This window comes from Luteibacter flocculans (genome assembly GCF_023612255.1).
In the GTDB taxonomy this organism is placed as follows: Bacteria; Pseudomonadota; Gammaproteobacteria; order Xanthomonadales; family Rhodanobacteraceae; genus Luteibacter; species Luteibacter flocculans.
In genome coordinates, this window is record NZ_CP063231.1 from 572,453 (window position 1) to 594,142 (window position 21,690).

General features: G+C 62.4%; 9 protein-coding genes. 5 read left to right on the top strand and 4 right to left on the bottom strand.

Annotated elements, in window-relative coordinates; all coding sequences use genetic code 11:
- Positions 1–2: 2 nt before the first annotated feature.
- The gene (locus IM816_RS02505) at positions 3–1,493 is read right to left on the bottom strand and encodes a LysM peptidoglycan-binding domain-containing protein (RefSeq protein WP_250339658.1); all 1,491 of its coding nucleotides are present in this window, start codon (positions 1,491–1,493) and stop codon (positions 3–5) included.
- A 485-nt stretch (positions 1,494–1,978) separates the two neighbouring features.
- Positions 1,979–3,349, bottom strand: coding sequence for a DegQ family serine endoprotease (locus IM816_RS02510; protein ID WP_425602605.1), 1,371 nt, complete (start codon positions 3,347–3,349; stop codon positions 1,979–1,981).
- Between the two features lie 367 nt (positions 3,350–3,716).
- Between IM816_RS02510 and IM816_RS02515 the strand changes: the two genes are divergently transcribed.
- The 3 genes from IM816_RS02515 to IM816_RS02525 all read left to right on the top strand — a co-directional run bounded on the left by IM816_RS02515 (position 3,717) and on the right by IM816_RS02525 (position 7,732).
- Complete coding sequence (locus IM816_RS02515) at positions 3,717–5,864, top strand: adenosylcobalamin-dependent ribonucleoside-diphosphate reductase (protein ID WP_250339659.1); 2,148 nt, start codon at positions 3,717–3,719, stop codon at positions 5,862–5,864.
- Positions 5,865–5,886: 22 nt separating this feature from the next.
- Complete coding sequence (locus tag IM816_RS02520; RefSeq protein WP_250339660.1) at positions 5,887–6,876, top strand: histone H1-like repetitive region-containing protein; 990 nt, start codon at positions 5,887–5,889, stop codon at positions 6,874–6,876.
- Between the two features lie 85 nt (positions 6,877–6,961).
- The gene (locus IM816_RS02525) at positions 6,962–7,732 is read left to right on the top strand and encodes a TSCPD domain-containing protein (RefSeq protein WP_250339661.1); all 771 of its coding nucleotides are present in this window, start codon (positions 6,962–6,964) and stop codon (positions 7,730–7,732) included.
- Positions 7,733–8,023: 291 nt separating this feature from the next.
- Here the strand turns inward: IM816_RS02525 and proA are convergent, their stop codons facing one another.
- Both proA and IM816_RS02535 read right to left on the bottom strand, forming a co-directional pair.
- Positions 8,024–13,801 (bottom strand): anti-phage protein ProA, encoded by a 5,778-nt coding sequence (gene proA, locus IM816_RS02530; protein WP_250339662.1) that lies wholly within the window; start codon positions 13,799–13,801, stop codon positions 8,024–8,026.
- A 218-nt stretch (positions 13,802–14,019) separates the two neighbouring features.
- Positions 14,020–15,867 carry a 3'-5' exonuclease gene (locus tag IM816_RS02535; RefSeq protein WP_250339663.1) on the bottom strand — a complete coding sequence of 616 codons (1,848 nt, stop codon included), beginning with the start codon at positions 15,865–15,867 and terminating at the stop codon, positions 14,020–14,022.
- Between the two features lie 503 nt (positions 15,868–16,370).
- On the opposite strand from IM816_RS02535, the gene IM816_RS02540 reads away from it, so the two are divergent.
- Both IM816_RS02540 and IM816_RS02545 read left to right on the top strand, forming a co-directional pair.
- The gene (locus IM816_RS02540; protein WP_250339664.1) at positions 16,371–18,896 is read left to right on the top strand and encodes a dermonecrotic toxin domain-containing protein; all 2,526 of its coding nucleotides are present in this window, start codon (positions 16,371–16,373) and stop codon (positions 18,894–18,896) included.
- Between the two features lie 62 nt (positions 18,897–18,958).
- On the top strand, positions 18,959–21,580 hold the full coding sequence (locus IM816_RS02545) for a dermonecrotic toxin domain-containing protein (RefSeq protein ID WP_250339665.1): 2,622 nt from the start codon (positions 18,959–18,961) through the stop codon (positions 21,578–21,580).
- The last annotated feature ends 110 nt before the right edge of the window (positions 21,581–21,690 follow it).

Consider the following 21,690-nt stretch of genomic DNA (forward strand, 5'->3'; position numbering starts at 1 on the left):
GCTCAGCGAGCGCCGACGTTGAGCACCTGGCCGAGACGGACGTTGTTGTCCTTCAGGCCGTTCATGGCGCGCAACTGGTTCACGTCGATGGCGTTCTTCTTCGCGATCGAATAGAGCGTGTCGCCCTGCGCCACCTTGTACGTGCGCGAGGCGGCGGGCTTGCGCTCCGCAGCCTTGGCGACGGTCTTGCTGGCCTTGGCGGCCGGCTTGGCCTCGGCCACCTTCGGCGTCGCGACGGCCTTCGACTTCTCGACGGCGTCGGCAGGCGCGGCGGCGATCGGGCGGGCAACGGCCTTACCCTTCACCGTGACCGCATCGGCAAGCACCTTCGCGAAGCGACCGCCAGTCTTGGCGTTGTCCGACGCGGTGAAGGCCTCGACGCGCACGCCTGCAAAGCCCATGTGCGCCGTGGTGGTGACGCTGGCCACGACCTTGGCGAACTGCGACGGCTCTGCCGTGGTGGCGACCGATGCCTTGGCTTCCTTCGCCGCCTTGGCGCCCTTGCCGGCGACCTGCGCCTTGGCAACGGCGGTTTCCTTCTCCACCGCGGCCGGGGTCGGCGTGGCGGATGCCACGGTCGGCGTGGTCATCGCCTGGCCCACGTTGGCGCGCGTACCGACGGTGGAAGCGATCGCGGCACGACGCGCGGCATCCTTCGACGCCAGCGAAGCGCCATCGGCATACGGCACGAGGCTATGCGAGCGCAGCAGCGAGCTGCCCTGGCTGGACGTGAGGAAGGTGATGAACTCCTTGATCTCGGCGGCCTTCGGGCTGCTCTCGTTGGAGACGAGATAAAGCTCGGTGAAAAGCGGATAGGTGCCGCTGCTGACCGTGGACATCGACGGCGCGACGCCATCGATGGAAAGGATCTTCACCTTCTTGTTCGACGAGACGCCGGCAAGCGTGGTGGCGCCGAGACCCTGCTTGTCGAGGGTGACGCCTTCTTCCAGCTTCGCCACGTTCACATACAGGCGCGGCGCGGCGACCGGCTGATTGCCGCGGCCGAACAGCAGCTTGCGCAGGCTATATTCCACGCCGTCGCCCGGGCTCGCCACCGCATAGAGATTGATCGGCGCATCGTTGCCGCCGAGTTCCTTCCAGTTGGTGATGTGCCCCATGTAGATCTCGTGGAGCTGTTTGATCGTGATGTTGCTCACCGGGTTGGACGGGTAGGTGACCATCACCAGCGCGTCCCACGCCACCGGCGTGAAGGTGAGCGACTGTTCGGCACCACCGATGCCCGGGCGGGCCGAACCCGCGAGATCCGCGCTGCCCTTGGCGACCGCGTCGATGCCGGAGGCGGTGTTGAACGGCTGCAGTTCGATCTTGCCCTTACCGGCTTTCTCCCACGCCTTGGCCACGTCGGTGACGACGCCGCGAGCGGTGGTGATGTCGCCGCGCCAGACGAGTTGCGGTCCGGCGGCGAGAACGGTGGCAGTGGCGCTAAGGCCAATCAGCGTGGCGGTGAACAGTCGCGCGAAACGAAGAGACATGGACGGCTGGAACCTCGGGATGGACTGGATAGGCGAGCTAGGCCGCAATTGTGGGCCATCCCAGGCCCGGGCGCAGCATTGACATCTTGCAGCATCCTGCCGTCAGAAAACGGAACGTAACCTGTAGGGGATTCTTTTCACATTTGACTCGGGCTTTTGCCGTTGTGGAGCCGCCATCCTTTGCCGTTGTGGGAGCCATCCTTTGCGTTGTAGGAGCCGCCATGGCGGCGAGGGAATCTTGCGGGTAGGGACTACTTGCCGGTGAGGACCGCTCGCCGATGGGAACCACTTGCCGATGAGGACCGCTCGCCGATGAGGACCACTCGCCGATGAGGACCACTTGCCGTAAGGACCGCTTTCCGGTGGGAGCCAGCCTGCTGGCGATGGGAGCTTGCCTTACCGCTACACCGCTTCGTTGGCTTATCGCCAGCAGGCTGGCTCCTACCCGTGCCTTGGCTTATCGCCAGCAGGCTGGCTCCCACCTTTCACAGCACCACGTAATACACGGCGTCGTCTCGCACTACCGTGAGGAGCAATTGCCGACCGCCCAGCGAACCGGTGGTGGGCAGGCTCTTCACACCCGCGATGCGCTGCTGCGCGATGCCGATGACGATGTCGCCGTCCTGCAGGCCGGCCGCAGCGGCCGCCGACCCTCGCCGGACACCGCTCAAGGCCACGCCGTACAGCCCTTGCGCCTTCTGTTCGGGGGTGAGGTCGTTGAGCGTGACGCCCGCCAGGCGGCGGTCCACCTTCGCGCCATCGAGGGTGGCGATCTTCGGTGCTTCCACGGTGGCCTCGACGTCGCGCGTCGCGCCGCCACGGCGCACCGAGAGCGTGGCCTTCGCGCCCAGAGGCAGCAGGCCCTCGGCATTGCGCAGGTCCTGCGCCGCGCGCACGGGCTTGCCGTTAACGGCCGTCACGACGTCACCGGTCTGCAAACCTGCGCCGTCGGCCGGCGACCCGTCGTCCACGCGCGTGACCACCGCGCCGTTGGTGTCCTTCAGGTTCAATGCCTGCGCGATCCGCGGCGTGATGTCCTGCACCTCCACCCCGAGGTTGCCGCGGCGGACCTTACCGTAGGCCAGCAACTGCTTCATCACGCTGGTGGCGAGGTCGGTCGGGATGGCGAAGCCGATGCCCACGTTGCCGCCCGAGGGCGTGAAGATCATCGAGTTGATGCCGACCAGCTCGCCGCGCAGGTTCACCAGCGCGCCGCCGGAGTTGCCGGGGTTGATCGACGCGTCGGTCTGGATGAAGTTCTGGTAGCCCTTGCCCAGGCCCGAGCGGCCCAGCGCGGAGACCATGCCGGAGGTGGCGGTCTGGCCCAGGCCGAAGGGATCGCCCACCGCCACGACGAAATCGCCCACGCGCAACTGCGAGGAATCCGCGATGGGCAGCGCCTGCAGGCGCTCGGCGGGAATCTGCAGCACGGCCACATCGGTGTCGGGATCGCTGCCGACCAGCTTCGCCTTGAAGTCGCGACCGTCTTGCAGGGTCACGGTGATGTCGTCGGCGCCGCCCACCACGTGATGGTTGGTCAGCACATAGCCCTTGGTCGCGTCGATCACCACACCCGAGCCGAGGCTCTGCTCCACGCGCTCGCGCTGGACGCCGCGGTCTCCGAACAGCTGGCGAAACAACGGATCGTCGAAGTAGGGATCGCGGGCGCGCACCCGCGTCTTCGTGGAAATGTTGACCACCGCGGGCGTGACCTTCGCCAGCATCGGCGCCAGGGAAGGCATCGGCTGGCCGTCGATGGCCGGGGGAATCGCCGCGAAGGCAGGGGATGCCAGCCCCATGGCGAGGGCAAGGCCGAAGGTCAGCAAAGTGGTTCGCCGGTAACTGCTGGCGCGCATTGAAAAGCTCCTTGTCTGGTGTTGCTCGGGACACGCGATCGGCGCTTCGACCACGGCACGGGCCCGCGGGTTTCAATCCTTGCGACGCCCGTTCGCGACACTTTACATCGCCCCCCTCCGGGTTTATGGTTCACACCGGCCGCAACCACAACATCTTGTGTTTCGTCGTTCGCTATTTACCAAGTGCTGGTGCTGCGGATCGTCAGGTACAAGCTTCAAACCAGCGTCGGCAAAGGCTTTTCGGGCCGACGGTGGAACCGCTAGGGATGGTCGACGAGGACTCCGGGGGGAGGCGTCGACGGGTTGCGCCGACCCATGCCAATAAGAACGGCCTCTCAAAAGGTCGAGAATCGAGGACGACACATTCATGAGCACTGCACGTGCGCAAGCCATGGGGCTTGAGACCGCGGCGATTCCGCTTCAGCCCGCCTCGTATGACATCTGGGACAAGAAGTATCGTCTGAAGGCCAAGTCCGGCGACCCCGTCGACGGCTCGGTGGACGAGACCTACAAGCGCGTGGCCCGCGCGCTCTCCGACGTGGAAACCACCGAGGAGCTGCGCCATCACTGGTTCGAGCGATTCCTCTGGGCGCTGCGCCGCGGTGCGATCCCCGCTGGCCGCATCACCTCCAACGCTGGCGCGCTGGAGCACAAGCCCGCCACCTCGACCATCAATTGCACCGTGTCGGGCACCATCCACGACTCGATGGACGACATCCTCGAGAAGGTGCACGAGGCGGGTCTCACGCTGAAGGCCGGCTGCGGCATCGGCTACGAATTCTCGACGCTGCGCCCGCGCGGCGCGTACGTGTCCGGCGCCGGCGCCCACACCTCGGGCCCACTGTCGTTCATGGATATCTACGACAAGATGTGCTTCACCGTCTCGTCGGCCGGTGGCCGTCGCGGTGCGCAGATGGGCACCTTCGACATCGCTCACCCGGACGCCAAGGAATTCATCCGCGCCAAGCGCGAGGATGGTCGCCTGCGCCAGTTCAACCTCTCGCTGCTGATCACCGACGGCTTCATGGATGCCGTGGAGCAGGATCAGGAATGGCCCACCGTGTTCCCTGTGCATGTGAAGGAGCAGGGCGAGATCGACCTCACCGACCCGACCAAGGTCGTGTGGCGCGAGTGGCCCACCACCGAGAACTACGTCACCCGCGACGACGGTCTGGTGGCCTGCAAGATCTACGGCCACATCCGTGCCCGGCATCTGTGGGACATGATCATGGTCTCGACGTATGACTACGCCGAGCCCGGTTTCATCCTCATCGATCGCGTCAACGAGATGAACAACAACTGGTGGTGCGAGCACATCCGCGCCACCAACCCCTGCGGCGAGCAGCCGCTGCCGCCGTACGGCTCCTGCCTGCTGGGCTCGGTGAACCTCACCACCTTCGTGCGCGACCCGTTCGGTCCGAAGGCCCGTTTCGACTGGGACGAATACCGCGAAGTGGTTCGCGTGTTCACCCGCATGCTCGACAACGTGGTGGAAATCAACGGCCTGCCGTTGCCGCAGCAGCGTGAGGAGATCCTCTCCAAGCGTCGTCACGGCATGGGCTTCCTCGGTCTGGGCTCCACGCTCACCATGCTCAAGATGCGTTACGGCGCTGCCGAAGCCGTCGCCTTCACCGAAGAGGTGTCGCGCGAAATGGCAGTGGCTGGCTGGGAAGTGGCCCTCGAACTCGCCAAGGAAAAGGGCCCGGCCCCCGTGCTCGCCCGCGAATACACCGTGACCGGCGACATGCTGCGCAAGCGCCCGGAAATGGTTAAGGACGGCTGGAAGGTCGGTCAGACGATCAAGGGCAGCATGCTGCACGCCAAGTACTCGCGCTACATGCAGCGCGTGGCGGAGGTGGCGCCCGAGCTGGTCGATGCGCTGGCACAGACCGGTGCGCGCTTCACCCATCATTCGTCGATCGCGCCCACCGGCACCATTTCGCTGAGCCTGGCCAACAATGCCTCCAACGGCATCGAGCCCAGCTTTGCTCACCACTACTCGCGCAACGTGATCCGCGAAGGCAAGAAGTCCAAGGAAAAGGTCGAGGTCTTCAGCTACGAGCTGCTGGCCTACCGCGCCCTCATCAACGGCGATGCCATGCCGTTCTCCGAGGACCCGAAGACCCGCCTGCCGGATTACTTCGTTTCCGCCGACGACATCAGCCCGAAAGAGCACGTCGACATCCAGGCCGCTTCGCAGAAGTGGATCGACTCCTCCATCTCCAAGACCGCGAACGTCCCGACGGACTATCCGTACGAAGACTTCAAGGACATCTATTTCTACGCGTACAAACAGGGTCTGAAGGGTTGCACCACCTTCCGTTTCAACCCGGCCGCGTTCCAGGGTGTGCTGGTCAAGGAAACCGATCTCGAGAACACCCTCTATCGCTTCGAATTGGAAGACGGTAGCGTTGTCGAACTGAAGGGTAACGACGAGGTCGAGTACGACGGTGAAATGCACACCGCCGCGAACCTCTTCGATGCCTTGAAGGAAGGCTATTACGGCAAGTTCTGACCCCGCGGAGAGGGAATCACGTATGTCGATCGAAAATCAGACCGTCGAGGGCGAACTGCCCTTGAACGATACCAACGACACCGATCATTCGGCGACGACGGAAGGCGATATCGCCCCGGTCGAGTCGCCGGCACCGGTCGTCGCGAAGAAGGTCGTGAAGCGTAAGCCGGTCGCCCGCAAGGTGATCGACGAGACGCCCGCGCTGACCAGCGACACCGAAGTGAACGGCGCGACCAGCGAACCCGCTGCCGCTCCGGTGCGTGCCAAGGCACCGCGCAAGGCCGCCGCGCAGAGCAGCGGCTCTGCCGAGTCGACCGAGACCACGGCCGCTGCGGCCGCACCGTCGGCGAAGAAGGCTGCCAAGCGTGCGCCGGCCAAGAAGGCCGTCGCCAAGAAGGCTACCGCCAAGAAGGCAGCAACGAAGAAGGCACCGGCCAAGAAGGCGGCTGCGAAGAAAACGGCTGTGAAGAAGGCTGCGGCGAAGAAGTCCGCCGTGAAGAAGGCAGCAGCCAAGAAAGCCCCGGCCAAGAAGGCGGCGGTGAAGAAGGCAGCCGCCAAGAAGGTTGCAGCCAAGAAGGCGACGAAGAAGTCGGTTGCCAAGAAGGCCAGCGCCAAGAAGGCGCCGGCTCGCAAGGTCGCCGCGAAGAAGGTTGCCCGCAAGGCTACCGTGAAGAAGTCGGCCGGTCGCAAGGCCGTCGGCAAGACGGTCGCTCGCAAGGGCGCGGCCAAGAAGACCTCCGCACGCAAGGCCGCTGGCCGCGTCGCGAAGAAGGCCACGCCGGCCCGTAAGGCGGCGAAGAAGGCCGTCGGTCGCGGCGCCGCGAAGTCGGCAGCCCGCAAGAGCGCGGGCCGCAGTGCAACGAAGAAGACGGTCCGCAAGGCCGCCGGCAAGACGATGGCTCGCAAGGCCGTCGGTAAGAAAACCGCCGCCAAGGCGGTAAAGAGGTCCACTGCCAGCAAGACCGGCCGCACGTCGGCGCGTAAGAGCGCCGGCCGTGGCCGCCGCAAGTAAGTAGTACCCATATCCGGCCCGGCGTGCGCGCCGGGCCGGATATCCCTCCGGGCGCGCCGCCACCGATCAGCAAGAGTAGAGAGTCATGGCGATCAAGATCGAAAAGAAGATCAAGGGCTATAACGTCGTCAAGCCCGAGGACAAGGCCGCCCCGGCCCCCGCCCCTGCACCGGTGAAAGACACCGCGCCGGTGGCTGAAGTCATCCAGATGCACGAGAGCCTCGAGCGTCCGGAAACCCTCGTCGGCAATACGTACAAGATCAAGTCGCCGCTCTTCGAGCACGCGCTGTACGTCACGATCAACGACATCGTGCTGAATGCCGGCACCCCGCATGAGCAGCGTCGCCCCTTCGAGCTCTTCATCAACTCGAAGAACATGGACCACTTCCAGTGGATCGTGGCGCTCACCCGAATTCTCTCCGCCGTCTTCCGCAAGGGTGGCGACGTGACCTTCATCGTCGAAGAGCTCAAGGCCGTGTTCGATCCGCGCGGCGGCTACTTCAAGGCGGGCGGCGTCTACATGCCCAGCATCGTCGCCGAGATCGGCGGCGTGATCGAACAGCATATGAAGTCGATCGGCCTGATCCACGACCCCGAAATGAGCGACGCCACCCGCCAGCTCATCGCGGAAAAGCGTGCCGCGTACGAGAAGGCCAGCGCCAAGCCCGCGGCTTCTTCTGTAGGAGCCGCTACAGCGGCGAGCACCAGCACCGAAAACGCCTCAACCGACTCCCACACCAACGCCTCCGGCTTCCCCGCCGGCGCCACGCTCTGCGCCAAGTGCAACACCCAGGCGCTGGTGCTGATGGATGGCTGCCAGACTTGTTTGAATTGTGGGTATTCGAAGTGCGGGTGATGTCGTTGAGCACTGTGGGCGCGTAACAGCTGTGTGGTGCCCATAAGGTGTTATTCGAGGCCGCGTAAAGTGGGAATGCCGGTCCCATAAAGTGCCATCGAAGGGCCGTAGCGGTGCCGGCACCGAGCTACTCAACGCAAAGGCGCGCGGCGCCGGCATCGAGGAACCGCCACCTCCGAACCACGGCGGTGGCGACTGATCCGGATTACGGCCGAGCTGGTGCTTTGCATAACAAGCATGAGGCGGTACCGCTCTGGGTAAGCCCCAACGGCAGGTCATGCAAGTTCAAATCTAGTTGTCTCCTAGCGACAGGGCGTGGTCAATCCGCGCCCTGGCCGATGCACTTAATCGCTTGACGCCAAAAAGCCGCGCTAGTTCGACAGCGCGGTCACTGCCGCTCACCGCTCCGGCAGCAATACGCAACTCCTGCATAGGCACTTCTTCGATCGATCGTGCGTCGCCGGTTTCGCTCGGTCCGCGATATAAGCGCCAGTCGCCCTTCGCCGCCTCATTCATCCACACGAACGATCCATCAATGGGGTCGGCATCCATGTGGTGGTGTTCATCGGCCAGTTCGAGCACTCGCTCTCTGATAAGTCGGCCCGCGCGCTGAAAACCATGCATGCGCGCGATCCGCTGTACCAGGAGTGTGTCGAGGATCGGCGCTTCGTGCTCTAGAACGCGATGGATGAGTTGGCGGAGGGTCGTATCGTACTCGGGCGCATAGAAGTGCTCCGGATTGATAGACCCGGCGAGGTCGCCAATCTCGGTCATAACGTAGCTCGCGCGTTCACCGCCGGGAGTGACTTCGAGCCGCTTGGTCACGAGCGCCGGAGCATCGTCCTTACGTGCATCCGCTGCAGGGGCTTGGGTAGGTGCCGTTGAGATCGCGACCAAGGTGGCGGGTGCCTCTAGTCGCGACCTTTCAAGTATCTCCACGATTCCCATGTGGAGCCGATCAAGCGCTCCTTCCTTATCAACCCACCACTCTGTTGACCATACACGGAGCAGCTTCCATCCCAACCCTTCCAGAATCGCACCGCGAACCTTGTCTCGGTCCCGGGCCGTAGCGGCGCTGTGATACGTGGCCCCGTCGCACTCCACGCCTACCAGGTAATCACCAGGGCGGTCTGGATGCACGATGCCGAGATCGATGCGGAACCGGGAGACGCCGATCTGTGGAATAACATCCCAGCCCTTTGCGCGCAGGCCGTCAGCCACATGGCGTTCGAACGGCGAATCGTAGCCTCCGACCGATCCGCGCACGGCCTCCGCCAGCGCGCGCGGCCCGCGCTGGGCGAATTCGATGAAATGCCTAAGGTCCGCGACTGCTCGTGCGGACGTGCGGTTCAGGTCAATCATTGAGGGATCGAACGACGTGAATACGAGCATCTCGCGACGGGCTCGTGTCACTGCCACGTTTAGTCGCCGCCAGCCGCCGTCCTTATTCAGTGGGCCGAAGTTCATTGACATGACATTTGCGCCGGGCGTGGTCGGCCCGTAGCCGATCCCCAACATGATGACGTCGCGTTCGTCGCCCTGAACCGTCTCAAGGTTCTTGACGATGACAGGCTCCGCCAGATCGTGTTGGAAGAATCGCTCGATGTCAGGATGATTCTGGCGAGCAATATCGAGTAGGTCGTTCACCAGCTTTTGCTGGTCGCTATTGAGCGTGATGATGCCGATGGTCTGACCCGACGCGATGAAGGCTGGGTCCGTCAGACGCTTCACCGTCTCGGCCACGAGTGCCTCGGCTTCTCGCTGGTTATTCCGGCCTTTGCCTTTGGCGTAGAGGCCCTCGACGCGACGCCATTCGACGGCGCTTGGGCGTGTCTCGGCAGCCGGGAACGTGATCAACTCGCCGTCGTAGTACCGGTGATTGGAGAACGCGATGAGGCTTTCGTGGCGGCTGCGGTAATGCCATGTCAACCGGTGACTCGGCACGCCGGCACCGAGGCACTCGTCGAGGATACTTTCCAGGTCTTCGGAGGTGTCATCCTCATCGGCGGTGGTCGCGCGATTGAAGAAGCTGGTCGGGGGCATTTGGCGCGGATCGCCAGCGATAACCACCTGCTTCCCGCGCGCAATGGAGCCAATCGCGTCCCACGGGGAGATCTGTGAAGCTTCGTCGAAGATCACTAGATCAAATGCCGCCTGATTGGCCGGTAGATACTGTGCAATGGAGAGGGGGCTCATGAGCATGCAAGGAGCGAGCTTTGCCATAGCATCGCCCATTTCGACAGCAAGCTGTCGCACTGGCTTGTGCCGCCTGGACTTCTGCAACTCGTGCTTAAGGATTCCGTAGCCACTACTCTTTGGAACGTCGTTCTTCGCCGGAATGCTGCCACTGAGCTTCGTGCGGATGTAACGCACCGTCAGCTTTGCTACAGCCTCGTCGAGCCGTTTGAACGCCTTGATCTCGTTTGCGTGCTCGGCGGACACGAAACCTCTCAGCAATGGCTCCGCATCGATCGACACGCTAGCAAACCAGCGAGCGTAGGAGGCTTCAAACATGTCGGCGGCCGTATCCGCCACAGGGGCGCCGGCTTGTATGATATCCACGATAGGCCGAAGTCCAAGCTCGATGGCTTCGTCCCGAACGCGGCACCAGTCACACCATGCTTTTAGTTGGCGCTCTTGGCGGATGACTGACTGGCACGACTCGTAGAGTTGGTTCAGATCCGCATTGGGATCAAGATCCGCCCCGGTGAGCTTAGCAAAGGAGGCAAGTTCATTCGTGTAATGGTCAAAGGTCGTCTTCAGGTGAGAGGCTGAGCCTACGACGCCGCTGTCGGCACCTAGAAGCTCGTTGCCATCTACGAGCAGCGTTCCCGCTGCCTTGCGCAGCTCGACTAGATGTTCGGGAGACTTGGCTAGTGCGACAAGGGCGGCACGGATGTTTGAACCGAGGTCCAAGGCCGATTTCAGCCGCGAGACGTCGGTAGATAGGCCATTCCACCCGGGTAGCGTAGCGAGATCCCTATCGGCGGCGTCTATTTCTTTGATGATTCGCTGAAGCTCGCCGAGCTTGGGCAGGTCGGCGGCTATGTCAGGGAGCACCGGGCTCGATGCCGCCTGTGCCAGTGACTTGGCAACCCGTTTCTTAGCGAGAGTGGACAGAAGCCAGAACTTTGAGCCCGCCGCGCCCCATTCATTGCCGACACGCGCGACATCGATCCTGCGGACGGCTTCTTCGGCATACCGAATAGAAAGCGACTGCTCAGTCGCTTTGTACGACTTGAACAGTTCCAGAGCGTTCGTGGCGCTGGCTTGCACCGTATTGAACGTAGGGGCGAAGACAAACCGCAGGTCTACACCGTAGGCATCCGCCAGCAAGCGAGTAAAGGCGATAAGCAGGCCGATCCCGCCCTGGTCGCTCTCGATGATGGGCAGACGGGTGGCCTGTACTGTCTTGTGCGCATCCGCGCGGCACGCATCGATGGCCGTGGCTAACGTCCGCGCACTGGACACCGTGGCTTCCTGCCACCCGTTAGACCAGTCGCGGTTCTTGAGCAAGGCAAGGCCTGTGGACTCTGCCAGAACTGCCCGGTTTAGATCGAGTCGGCGAGCGACCGAGCGAAGGTGGGCTAGCTCCTCCGCGGAGTGACGAGTGGTCGAGGGCCAAGCCACGCGTGGGGTTGCCGGGGTAGCGTCACGTACGGCGCGTCCGATGGCCTGATGAATGGTCATGCCATTCGACTGGCGAAGGTGAAGGACGGCGACTAACCCATTTAGTCGGTCGCGCAGCAGCTTGAGCTTTTCAGCTTCACCTTGCCATTCGTCATCTGACAGAAGGTCGCGGGTATCCCAAGCGCGGTCTAGCTGTTTCAGTACCTCTGCTTTGGAGGCCTTGTTCGAATGGAGCTCCAGACAGAATTCGCCTAAACCACGCTCGTCCAGGCGGCGCTTCACAACATCCAGCGCCGCCATTTTCTCCGCCACGAAAAGCACGCGCCTTCCTAAGGCCAAATTGTGCGCAATCATGTTGGCGATTGTCTGCGACTTGCCCGTTCCGGGCGGCCCATCAAGAACGAAGCTGTGGCCAGATGCTGATGCGACCACAGCGGCAACCTGCGATGAATCCGCAGGTAGGGGAATGAAGAGGTCGCTGGGCTTTACTCGTTGATCAAGTGAGTGGGGCTGCGGAAAGTCGCCTGGTGATTCAAACGAGCCGCCTTCCTCACGCTTCGCCAGCAGGTGTTTCACCAGAGGGCTTTCGAGCAGGTGATCGGTGCGATCGGAGAGGTCTTTCCACATCAAGTACTTCGCGAACGAGAATGTGCCCAGAACCAGCTCTGGCGTTACCTCGAAACCTTGGATGTCGCGCACGGCGTGACGCACGGTGTTCCAGATACCGTTGACATCGATGCCGCTGTCGTCCGCGGGTAAGTCGCCTGCCAGCCCAGGAATGTTCAGTTCGAAATCGTGGCGAAGCAGTTCCAGGAGTGTCAGATTGAAGCGCGGCTCTTCGTCGAGCATGGTCATGACGACGCCAGATAGCGCGCTTTTACGCTCTAACCGGACGGGGACAAGGATGAGCGGTGCTGAGTAGGTCTTGGGGTCATCAGCTGCCTTCTTCCATTTCAGGAATCCGAGCGCGAGGTACAGGGTATTTGCACCGCCTTCGTCGAGATCGCTGCGTGCTTTGCGGTACATATCAACGAGGGCAGCTTCGAGCTTTCCTTTTTCGAGCGTGGCAAGCACTTCCGATCGGTCGAGCGCATTACGCGCATATTCATCCCTGAGGTTCTCCCTGCTTCGCTGTTCATATAGGGAAGGGTCGCGGCCTCCTGCCGCCAGGTCAGGCATTGAAATGATGCGGATCCGCTTGCCTTCCGCCAGGCGATCCTCCAGAACCGCCGGGTTCGGGCAGATGAGCCGGATGGCTTTCGCGCTCTCAGGGACATGCAGTAAGCGATTGCGAGTGGTCAGATCTAATAGCTTTCGTTGCCACAGCTCCAACTTCCCTGCAGGGCTATCGGGCACCACCGTGGACTCAACGTCGAAGCCGGGCAGTGACGGTGCCTGCTCCAGGGCCTCGAAGGTCGAGGCTACATCGGCGCTCGGCTCCGGCGCAGGCAAGCCCGAGCCAAGGGCGAGAGGCCGAATGCGCTGCATGCGCGCGCGCTGGATATCCATCGCCATGATGAAGTCTTCATCCGTGATCTGCCTCGTTGCATGCTCCACGGCCACGCTGAAACCCGGCGCATGGGCATTCGTGGCGAGCGTCGTCTCAAATACGACGATATCTTTTAGCTCAACGCGCTTGCGGACCGCCGCGGCCTCGTCGGTCAACACATTCGCGAATTCTTGGGGCTGCAGCCACGCACCTACAAACGCGTGACCCTTGGTAAGGATTACCAAGGGATTCATGCCAGCCTGCTCGATCGCTGCCGCGAAGAGCAATGCGGTGTCGAGGCAGGTAGCTATGCCTCCCGAAAGGACGCCAGAAGGCGTCCTTACTTTCTGGCCGACGGCCTCGAAACTAGCCGGGGGCAGGGCGTAACTCAGCTTGAGGCCACATACGGCCGACCAGATAGCCGAAACCAACTCCCAGCTACGGGTGCGGGAACGGTCTTCATACCCGTCGATGGCATCCTTCTTACCTGCGCGACGCAGAACGTTCGATGCGTCCTTTAGGATGCGGTCGACCGCTGGATCGTTTGGCATGACGAACGCGGCTAGCAGGTTCGACATGGCGCTGAGACCGCCCCATTGGTTCTTCGGGAGCAACTCGATAGGGAAGTTTGCCGTTGCGATCTCAGCCTCACCGTTGCTCAGCTTGATCTGGACGCTGGCTACAACGCTTTCCGAGACATCGTGCAGGAACGATGGAAATAACTTCACGTCGCGATCGGCAATTCGGACGGTGTCGCCGGGACCGATATGATCCAGGCGCCAGGTCTTCGTCTCAAGGAATGGCAAGTCAGCTACGAGTTGCAGTGTGAGACCTGCGAACGCCTCGGTGCTGTTATTAGTGACCGCGAGGTCACGCAGGAGAGGGACGGCATTCTGGTGAGAGGCGAAGCCCGTCTTAAGCGACACGGTAGCTTCGATGACGACATCCATTTACGCGGTGCTCCCCTGAAAGTACCTGACGGTTCCGTGGATTTTAGTGGAAGGCGGGCGAGAATGGGGCCCGGATCCGGCGACAAGCAGCGGGAGGACTGGGTGAGCCGCGGCCGCACAAACACTCCAAACTGCGAGGCGCCTCGAGATGGCATCGCTGATCTACTGCCGCCCGTCGCCGTGCATAACTGTGCACGGCGACATCCGCAGCCACAGCGTCACCCCGCCGCACGCATCTCCCCAATAGCCCGATCCAACAACGACACGTGCAGTGATTCCGCGTCATAAAGCGCCATGACGTGTTCGGTCGCACGCGTCATGGCGACATAAAGCAGTCGTGCTTCGAGCTGAGCGTCTTCGCCTTCGCTGGGCATCTGGCCGACGCGGGGAATGAAGACCAGCGGGAATTCCAGTCCCTTGCTGCTGTGCATGCTGACGACTTTCACGGTAGGTCCGCCCTGGAAGAGTTTGGACTTGCCGCTCTTTTGCGCGATGCGTGCATCGATGCCGGCGCGGGATAGCGCTTCGTGGAAATACAGCGCATCGGCATCGCGACGTACCACGATCGCCATATCGGACAGGGAACGGCCGTGGGCTTGTTCCTCGCGAATGCGCGCCACGATGACGTTCGCCTCGCCTGCGCGGTCGTCGGCGCGCAGCAGTTCGGGTACGGGGCCGCGGCGGCCGGCGCTTTCCGGTGCGATCGTTGGCTGACCATCATCGCTGTCAGACGTTGGATCGGATTGCGCCTCGATGAAGGCCTTGGCGACCGAGAGGATTTCCAGAGTGTTGCGGTAATTGAGTTTCAGGATGGTGGTGTGTCCGACGGCATCGATGCCGACGCTCTTCCAGGAAAAACGTCTACGTTCCGCTTTGCCATAGATGTTCTGGGTGTCGTCGTAGAGGACCAGTAGCGCATTAGTCTCGGGATCGACCATTTGAGCGACGAGGCGATACCAATCGGGCGCGAAATCGTGACCTTCGTCGATCAGGATGGCGCCGTACTGACCGCGTGGCACCAGTCCCTTCTCCACGCCGTCCATCACCACCTGTGGAAAACGCTCCCACATGCCTTTGCCCTTGGGCTTGTCGAGGTGGTAGGCCTCCATCTGCGCGTAGCACCACGCGTGGAAGTTGTAGACCTGCACCTTGTCTGACAGGTCGCGCTCGCCAAGAATTTGTTCCAACCGCGCTGCCAGCGTCTTGTTAAAGCAGAGCACCAGAATGGGACGCGTCAGCGCCTGCGCCAGATGCGCGCAGCGATAGCCGAGAATCATCGTCTTGCCCGAGCCCGCCACGCCATGAATGATGCGATGACCGCTACCGAGCGAGCGCGCCAATTGTTCCTGCTGGATGTCCATGACTTTGATGAGGTCTGGAACATGGATGGCGTTCTTTGCCGATCCATCGAACAAGCCGAACTGGCCTTCACCTGGTGCGACGCGCACTTCGGGAAAGAGATGCCAGCGCACGCGGTCGATCTGCGGAAGGGTGAGCGCATGCCTGAACTGCCAGGGAAACATGTCCCATAGACGCTTCTGCAGCGCTTCTGCATCCACGGAGGGCGTGAATTCGTCCTGGCAGATCACGAGAGCGGACGGAATGATCGCCCCCAGTCCAGCATCTTCGAACTGCCGGCGGGTGATGTTGGCGAGTACCACGCCATACGCCCAAGGACAGACCAGCTTGCCGGCGTAGGACGACTCTGGTGGGTGCCGAAGCATGGGGTCGCGTTCCAGAACCACGCCAATTTCTAGCGCGTAGAGCCGAGCCTGTGCGACAGGGTTGCGTTGATGCACCAGGCCTCGGTCAGTCAATAGCGTGAAGGAGTCCTTGCTGGACTCGTGAATCGTTTCCAGCTTCCAATCCTTCACTTCAAGGACCAGCAGGCCTCGCCGCGGATGGAACACGACGAAGTCGGGCTTGCTGTACTTGAGGCCGATCGGCACGTCGTACCAAAGCAGGTAGTCGTCATCGAGCTTCTGTTCAAGGCGCTCGGAAACGCGTTTCTCGCCCGCTGTCATGCGCGGAAGGCAGGTGGATCGTGACGGAATGAGCCTGGCCATCGTGGCCTCCCCTGGTCGACCGCCCGCGTCTTCGTCATCGCGCGTGCGGGTCATACGTGATCTATCGCTCCGCACCTGTATCGGCGCAGCAGCGGTGAACTTCAGTCAAGGCTGACCATGGGAGCGCCCGGTCGATACGCGGATTCGGCAAGCTCTCGATCGAGCGTGTTTCTGACGTTGGCACCACATCCATCGAGCCAAATCAGCCAACAGGTCCGCCGCTGCAAACCCACGCATCGAATCGGCGAAGTAGCTCACGGTGGCACGACGTGACCGAGTACGCATCACGCCGACATAGGACAGTCCGGTTGCGAGGCCGTTGCTATCGTGGCTCGGCTTCGAGCAGGGTTTCCTCGCTGCGAAGCCCCGAGACACACCGGGCGGCCGACTGCCCGGCTTCAACGACAAGGAACGTATTCATGAGCCATCCGCTCCCTTTCACGCGGCTCGCTGCTGCGTTGGCGCTGGCCTTGGTTGGCGCGATCTCGTTTTCGGTGGTTGCCGTGCCGGCCATCGACGGGGCGGGCGACATGACGACGAACAAGGTGGCGCGGGCCGAACAGACGCCGGTAGCGGTGCGTGCCTTCACGCCACTCTTTGCTACGGCAGATGACGCACGCACTTATTGGACGATGGTCAACGAGGCGCATCAAGCGCCCGTTCCCGACCCGCGCCTGGTGGCCAAAGCGTTCATCAAGGCACACCTGAACGTTGATGGCGACGATTACGTGGTCGCTCATTTCGCCTCAGAGAAGACGCGCAAGGAGGGCAAGCCCGATCAGATCGTCACACTGACCGATGCGCTGATGGAGGCGTTTCCCGAGCATTCGCGACACACCTTCTTCGCGGGAGCCGCGGATGTGCTGGGTCGCTTGTACCAGGGAGGAGCCAGCCCGTCGCAGTTCACTTTTATCGATCAGATGATGCACAGCCAAAGCGCGATGGATTACTTCTCCCGTGTCGGCATGTTCCTGTGGAGCCGTACGGGGTTCGGTTACATGCAGAACACCTTCTTCGCCAAGGGAAACGTCATCGATGTAGCCCGTCAGGACTTCCGCCAGCTCGACAGCGCATTCGGCGTGTTCCACGCCAACGGCGGTTTCGCCCGCGACCCGGACTTCCGTCTCTCCCAGATACTCGACAAGCTTGGGGTAAAGCTCTCGCGCTCCGAACTTCCCTATGTCAAGAAGCTGCTGGATGACTTTGATACGTACTGGAAGCGCGTCGGTCCTAACTGGGCGACGCTGGCTCGCTATCGCTTTGTCGAAGCGGCCCGACACGGGCGCGCTACCGGCGTGTTGACACAGAAACAGTTCGAACGGGTCATGGCGGGCGGCGCGCCGAACGTTCCTCTGGAAGGTCCGGTCACGATGCAGCAGTTGCGTGGCGGGAAGCCTCGGTACGTCCAGGTCCGTCGGTTCGATATCCACGGCTATACGTCGAGCAATCTGCTGCGCTTCGTCAGTCGCGACAACAGCGAAGTGCTTTACATCCCTGGGCGCGACCCGGCATTCGTTGCCTTCTCCGATGAGGCGGAGCTTCGGCGCTGGGTGGTGGCGCAGGCGAAGGATCCCGCAGCATTCGATGACCTTCTGTCTCGTTTTTCACTTTATGACCAACAGGACGGTCTGTTCTGGTCGGGCGTGCGTACGAGCCTGCAAAAGATTGCCAAAGGCCAGTGGCATGCGGACGAAACGCTCATCGATAACCGCAATGCGTCGATCGCCGGTGACGTGTTCGAAGACATGCGTGACCGAATCGAAAAAAGGCTGCGCAAGGACGCGAAGATGAGCGTCAGTACCTCGTGGGAAGCTTGGCGAACCATGCTGAAGCGTGGCGAGATTCTGCTCGCGCCGCTGGGTTTTGTCCCGTATTTGGGGGAGTTCGTCATCTCCTCCACCCTCCTGCTCGATTTAGGTCTGAGCGCTGATAGCACAACTCATGGCCGAACCTTTGCGGAGAGGAAAGCAGGATCGCAAGGGATCATGACCTTTGTTACGACCGCTGCGCTGGGTGGTGCTTTCCGTAACTCGACTGCCCGACCGGAGGCCGGACCGAGTTCTCAGACGGATGACCTCATGGCGGCTCAGGATGTAAAGCCGTTCGGGCTCGCGCCTTTGCAGCAAGTCAACGGTCGTATCGGGTATCCGCTGAGTCCGGTGGGATCGCCGCGCTTGCCGGCGGGGGAGGCTGAGGTGCCTCGAGCCGACGTACCGCCGCCGAATGACGGTGCGGGCGCTCCGCCGTCCGAACCGGCGGCACAGGCAGCAGCGGCCCCGCCTGACGAGGGCTATTTCGTGCAGGTCGTGCCCAGGAACTCGCACGAACGGTCGGTCCAGGTCAATGAAATCCTGAGACGGAGCATCGAGGCCCGGCGCACCCGCCTGGACGACTTCCGGACGGGATCTCTGAGGGTCAACGAGCGGAGATACCGGGTATCGACGGATCATTCCATCGTGTATCGGTACGATATCCGCACGCCCGAACAACTGCTCAGTGAAGGCGGGTTCGGTGCGTCCGGCAACGACGATGTATTCGGCACGTTCAACGGCGTGCCGTCCATCCTGAGTACGCCTTCCACGCGTGGCAACGGAACGATGCGGGCCGCCGACAGGGCTTTCAGGCATCGGCTCGTAGACCGCGCCGCACCGATGCAGGCGGGACAGGTGTTCCATAACTACGCGGTCTGGACCGAGGGGCGTGAGGTGGCTTCGCTGTCCGACAATGCCGACGTGATCGCCTACGATCGGCGTTACGCCGAGGTACATTTCCCGCACGACATCGCCGCCCGCGATATCTACATCTTCGGCTCAGGCAATCCGCGCTATGCCGCCGCCATCGCTGACATCTTCGAGTCGCCTCACGTGTCCACGCCCTATGGCGTTCCGTTGGAAGCTCTGGTCGAGTACCTGGCAGGGCGACTCGACATCCATCGGCCCAACCGTTTCAGCGAGCAGCGGCCTGCACACCACCTGGATTTGCCGTCGTCGTCGGAAGACCACACGAACGACGTGCAGCAGCTTCCCTGAGTTCTACCCGCCTCCAAGCCGGAATCATGAACGTCCGGTTGCAAACCACAAGGAACGTATCTATGAGCCATCCGCTCCCCCTCACGCGGCTCGCTGCTGCGCTGGCCCTGGCCATCGCCGGCGCGGTCAACCTCCCCGCACAGGCCGACGCGCCGATCACGTCCCCCGTCGGTGCCGCAGGCAAAACGACGGCGACCAAGGCGCCGCAGGCGACCTATTCGCATGTGACCGTGCCGACATTCGCGCCCTTGTTCGCGACGGAAGGCGATGCTCGCCTGTACGGGACGATCGCCGCGCAGGTTTTCAATGCCCCCATTCCCGACCCCCGGCTCGTAGCGAAGGACTTCATCAAGGCGCACCTCGGCATCAACGGCGACGATTACGTGGTCGCTCACTTTGCGTCAGCGAAGACGCGGAAGGAGGGTAAGCCGGACCAGATCATCCGGCTGACGGACGCGCTGATGGAGGCCTTTCCCGAGCATTCCCGACATACCGCTTTTGCGGGGCTCGCGGATGCGGTCGGTGGACTGAATGGGGGAGGGAAGGCCAGCCCGTCGCTGTATACCTTTCTCAATCGGATGGTGCATGCACGCAGCGCGATGGACTACTTCTCGCAGGTCGGCACGTTTCTTTGGAGCCGCACCGGGCCCGGGTACCTGTACAACACCTTCGTCGCGAAGGGCAACGTCATCGACACCGTCTACGAAGACTTCCGCCGTCTTGACGATGCGTTCGCCGTGTTTCGTGCCGGCACGCCCTTCGCACGCCGTCCGGACTTCCGTCTCTCTCGGATACTCGACGAGTTCAAGGCAAAGAAGGTGTTCGACGAACTTCCGTATGTGAAGAAATTGCACGTCGATTTCGACGCGTACTGGAAGCGTGTCGGACACAACTGGCCCTTGCTGGCCCGATATCGCTTCGTCGAGCAGGCACGTCATGCGCGGGCTTCCGGTGTGCTGACGCAGGAGCAGTATGAGCAGGTCATGGCGGGCGGCGCGTCCAACGTTCCTCTCGATGGTCCGATCAAGGTCTGGCAGTTGCGTGCGGGGCGACCACGCTCGGTCCAGGTACGTCACTTCGATATCCATGGCTACACGTCCAGTGACCTCCTGCGTTTTGTCTCTCCCGGCAAGGGAGAGGTGCTGTACATCCCCGAAGGAAAGCCGGCGTTCGTGGCCTTCTCCGATGAAGCGGATCTTCGACGCTGGGTCGTGAAGCAGGCGAACGACCCGCGGGCACTCGACGACCTGATGTCTCGCTTTTCGCTCTACGACCAGCAGGACGGTGTGTTCTGGTCGGGCGTAAAAACCAGCCTCGAGAAGATGGCCAGTGGTCGGTGGCATGCGGACAGCAAGATCATCGATACGCGTAACGCGCCGATCGACGGCGATCCCTTCGAGGACATGCGCAAGCGCACCGAACGCAGGCTGCGCGACGATGCGAGGATGCGCGTGGCGACGTCATGGGAAGCGTGGCGCACCACGCTGCACCGCACGGTCACCTTACTGGGCCCGTTGGGATACGCGCCGCCGCTCGCCATTGCCGTTCAGGCGAGCAGCGCCGCGGTCGGCCTGGGCCTCGGCATCGAGCGCGAAATCGATGGCCGAACCTTCGAGGAGAGGCGGGATGGCCTGGCGGAGGGCCTGATCACCTTTGCGACGGCCGTTCCGTTGGGTGCCGCCTTCGATAGTCTGAATACCATTCCTGGGATCGGCCCTGATCCCCGTGTCAGTGAACAGCCTGCCGCTCAGGGTCGGGAGCAGTTCGCGCTCGCGCCTCTGGATCGAATCCATGGACGTATCGGTTATCCGCTGAGCCCGCTGAGATCGCCGCGTTTGGCTGGAGGGGACGCGGAAGTGCCGCAAGTTGATGAACTGCCGTCGGATCACGATGAAGATGCGCCCTCTTCCCAACAAGGGGCGGGAGCGCCCGCGATCGATGAGGGCTATATCGCCCAGGTGGTGCCCAGGAGTTCGCTGACGCGGGCGTATCACCTCAATGAGCGACTGAGGAGCAACATCGAGGGCGAGCGCACGCGCATGGACGAATTCCGGAGAGATTCCCTGCGAGCCAACGCCCACGGTTACCTGGCCTCCACGGATCACGCCATCGTGTATCGGTACGACATGCGTTCGCCCGAGGAGCTGATCGCGAATGGCGGGTTCGGTGCATCCGGCAACAACGATACGTTCGGCACGTTCAGCGGAGTATCGTCGATGCTGGACACGCCTTTCACGCGCGGGCACGGAACGATGCGAGCTGCCGACAGGGCCTACATGCACCGGCTCATGGATCACGCGTCGCCTATTCAACCGGGGCAGGCGTTCCATAACTACGCGGTCTGGACCGAAGGTCGTGAGGTGGCGACGCTTTCGGACAACGTCAGTCTCGCCGCCTACGATCCCACCTACGCGGAGGTGCATTTCCCGCACGATATTCCGCCGCGCGACATCTACATCTTCGGCTCGGGCGATCCCCGCTACGCCACTGCCATCGCAGACATCTTCGCATCGCCTCACGTGTCCACGCCGTACGGCGTTCCGTTGGAGGCCCTGGTCGAGTATCTGGCAGGTCGACTCAACATCGATCTGCCCAACCGATTCAGCGAGCAGCGACCGGCCCATTACCTGGAATTGCCGTCGTCGTCGGAAGGCAGCATGAGCGACGTGCAATCGGCCCCCTGAACTCGCCCCTTTCCACGCCGGGTCTGACGGAGGCCCGGCCTCCACGAAAAGGAATGGCGCCCATGGAGCGGAATACCTCCGCGTCGTTGACCGTGCCTCCCCAGGACGGC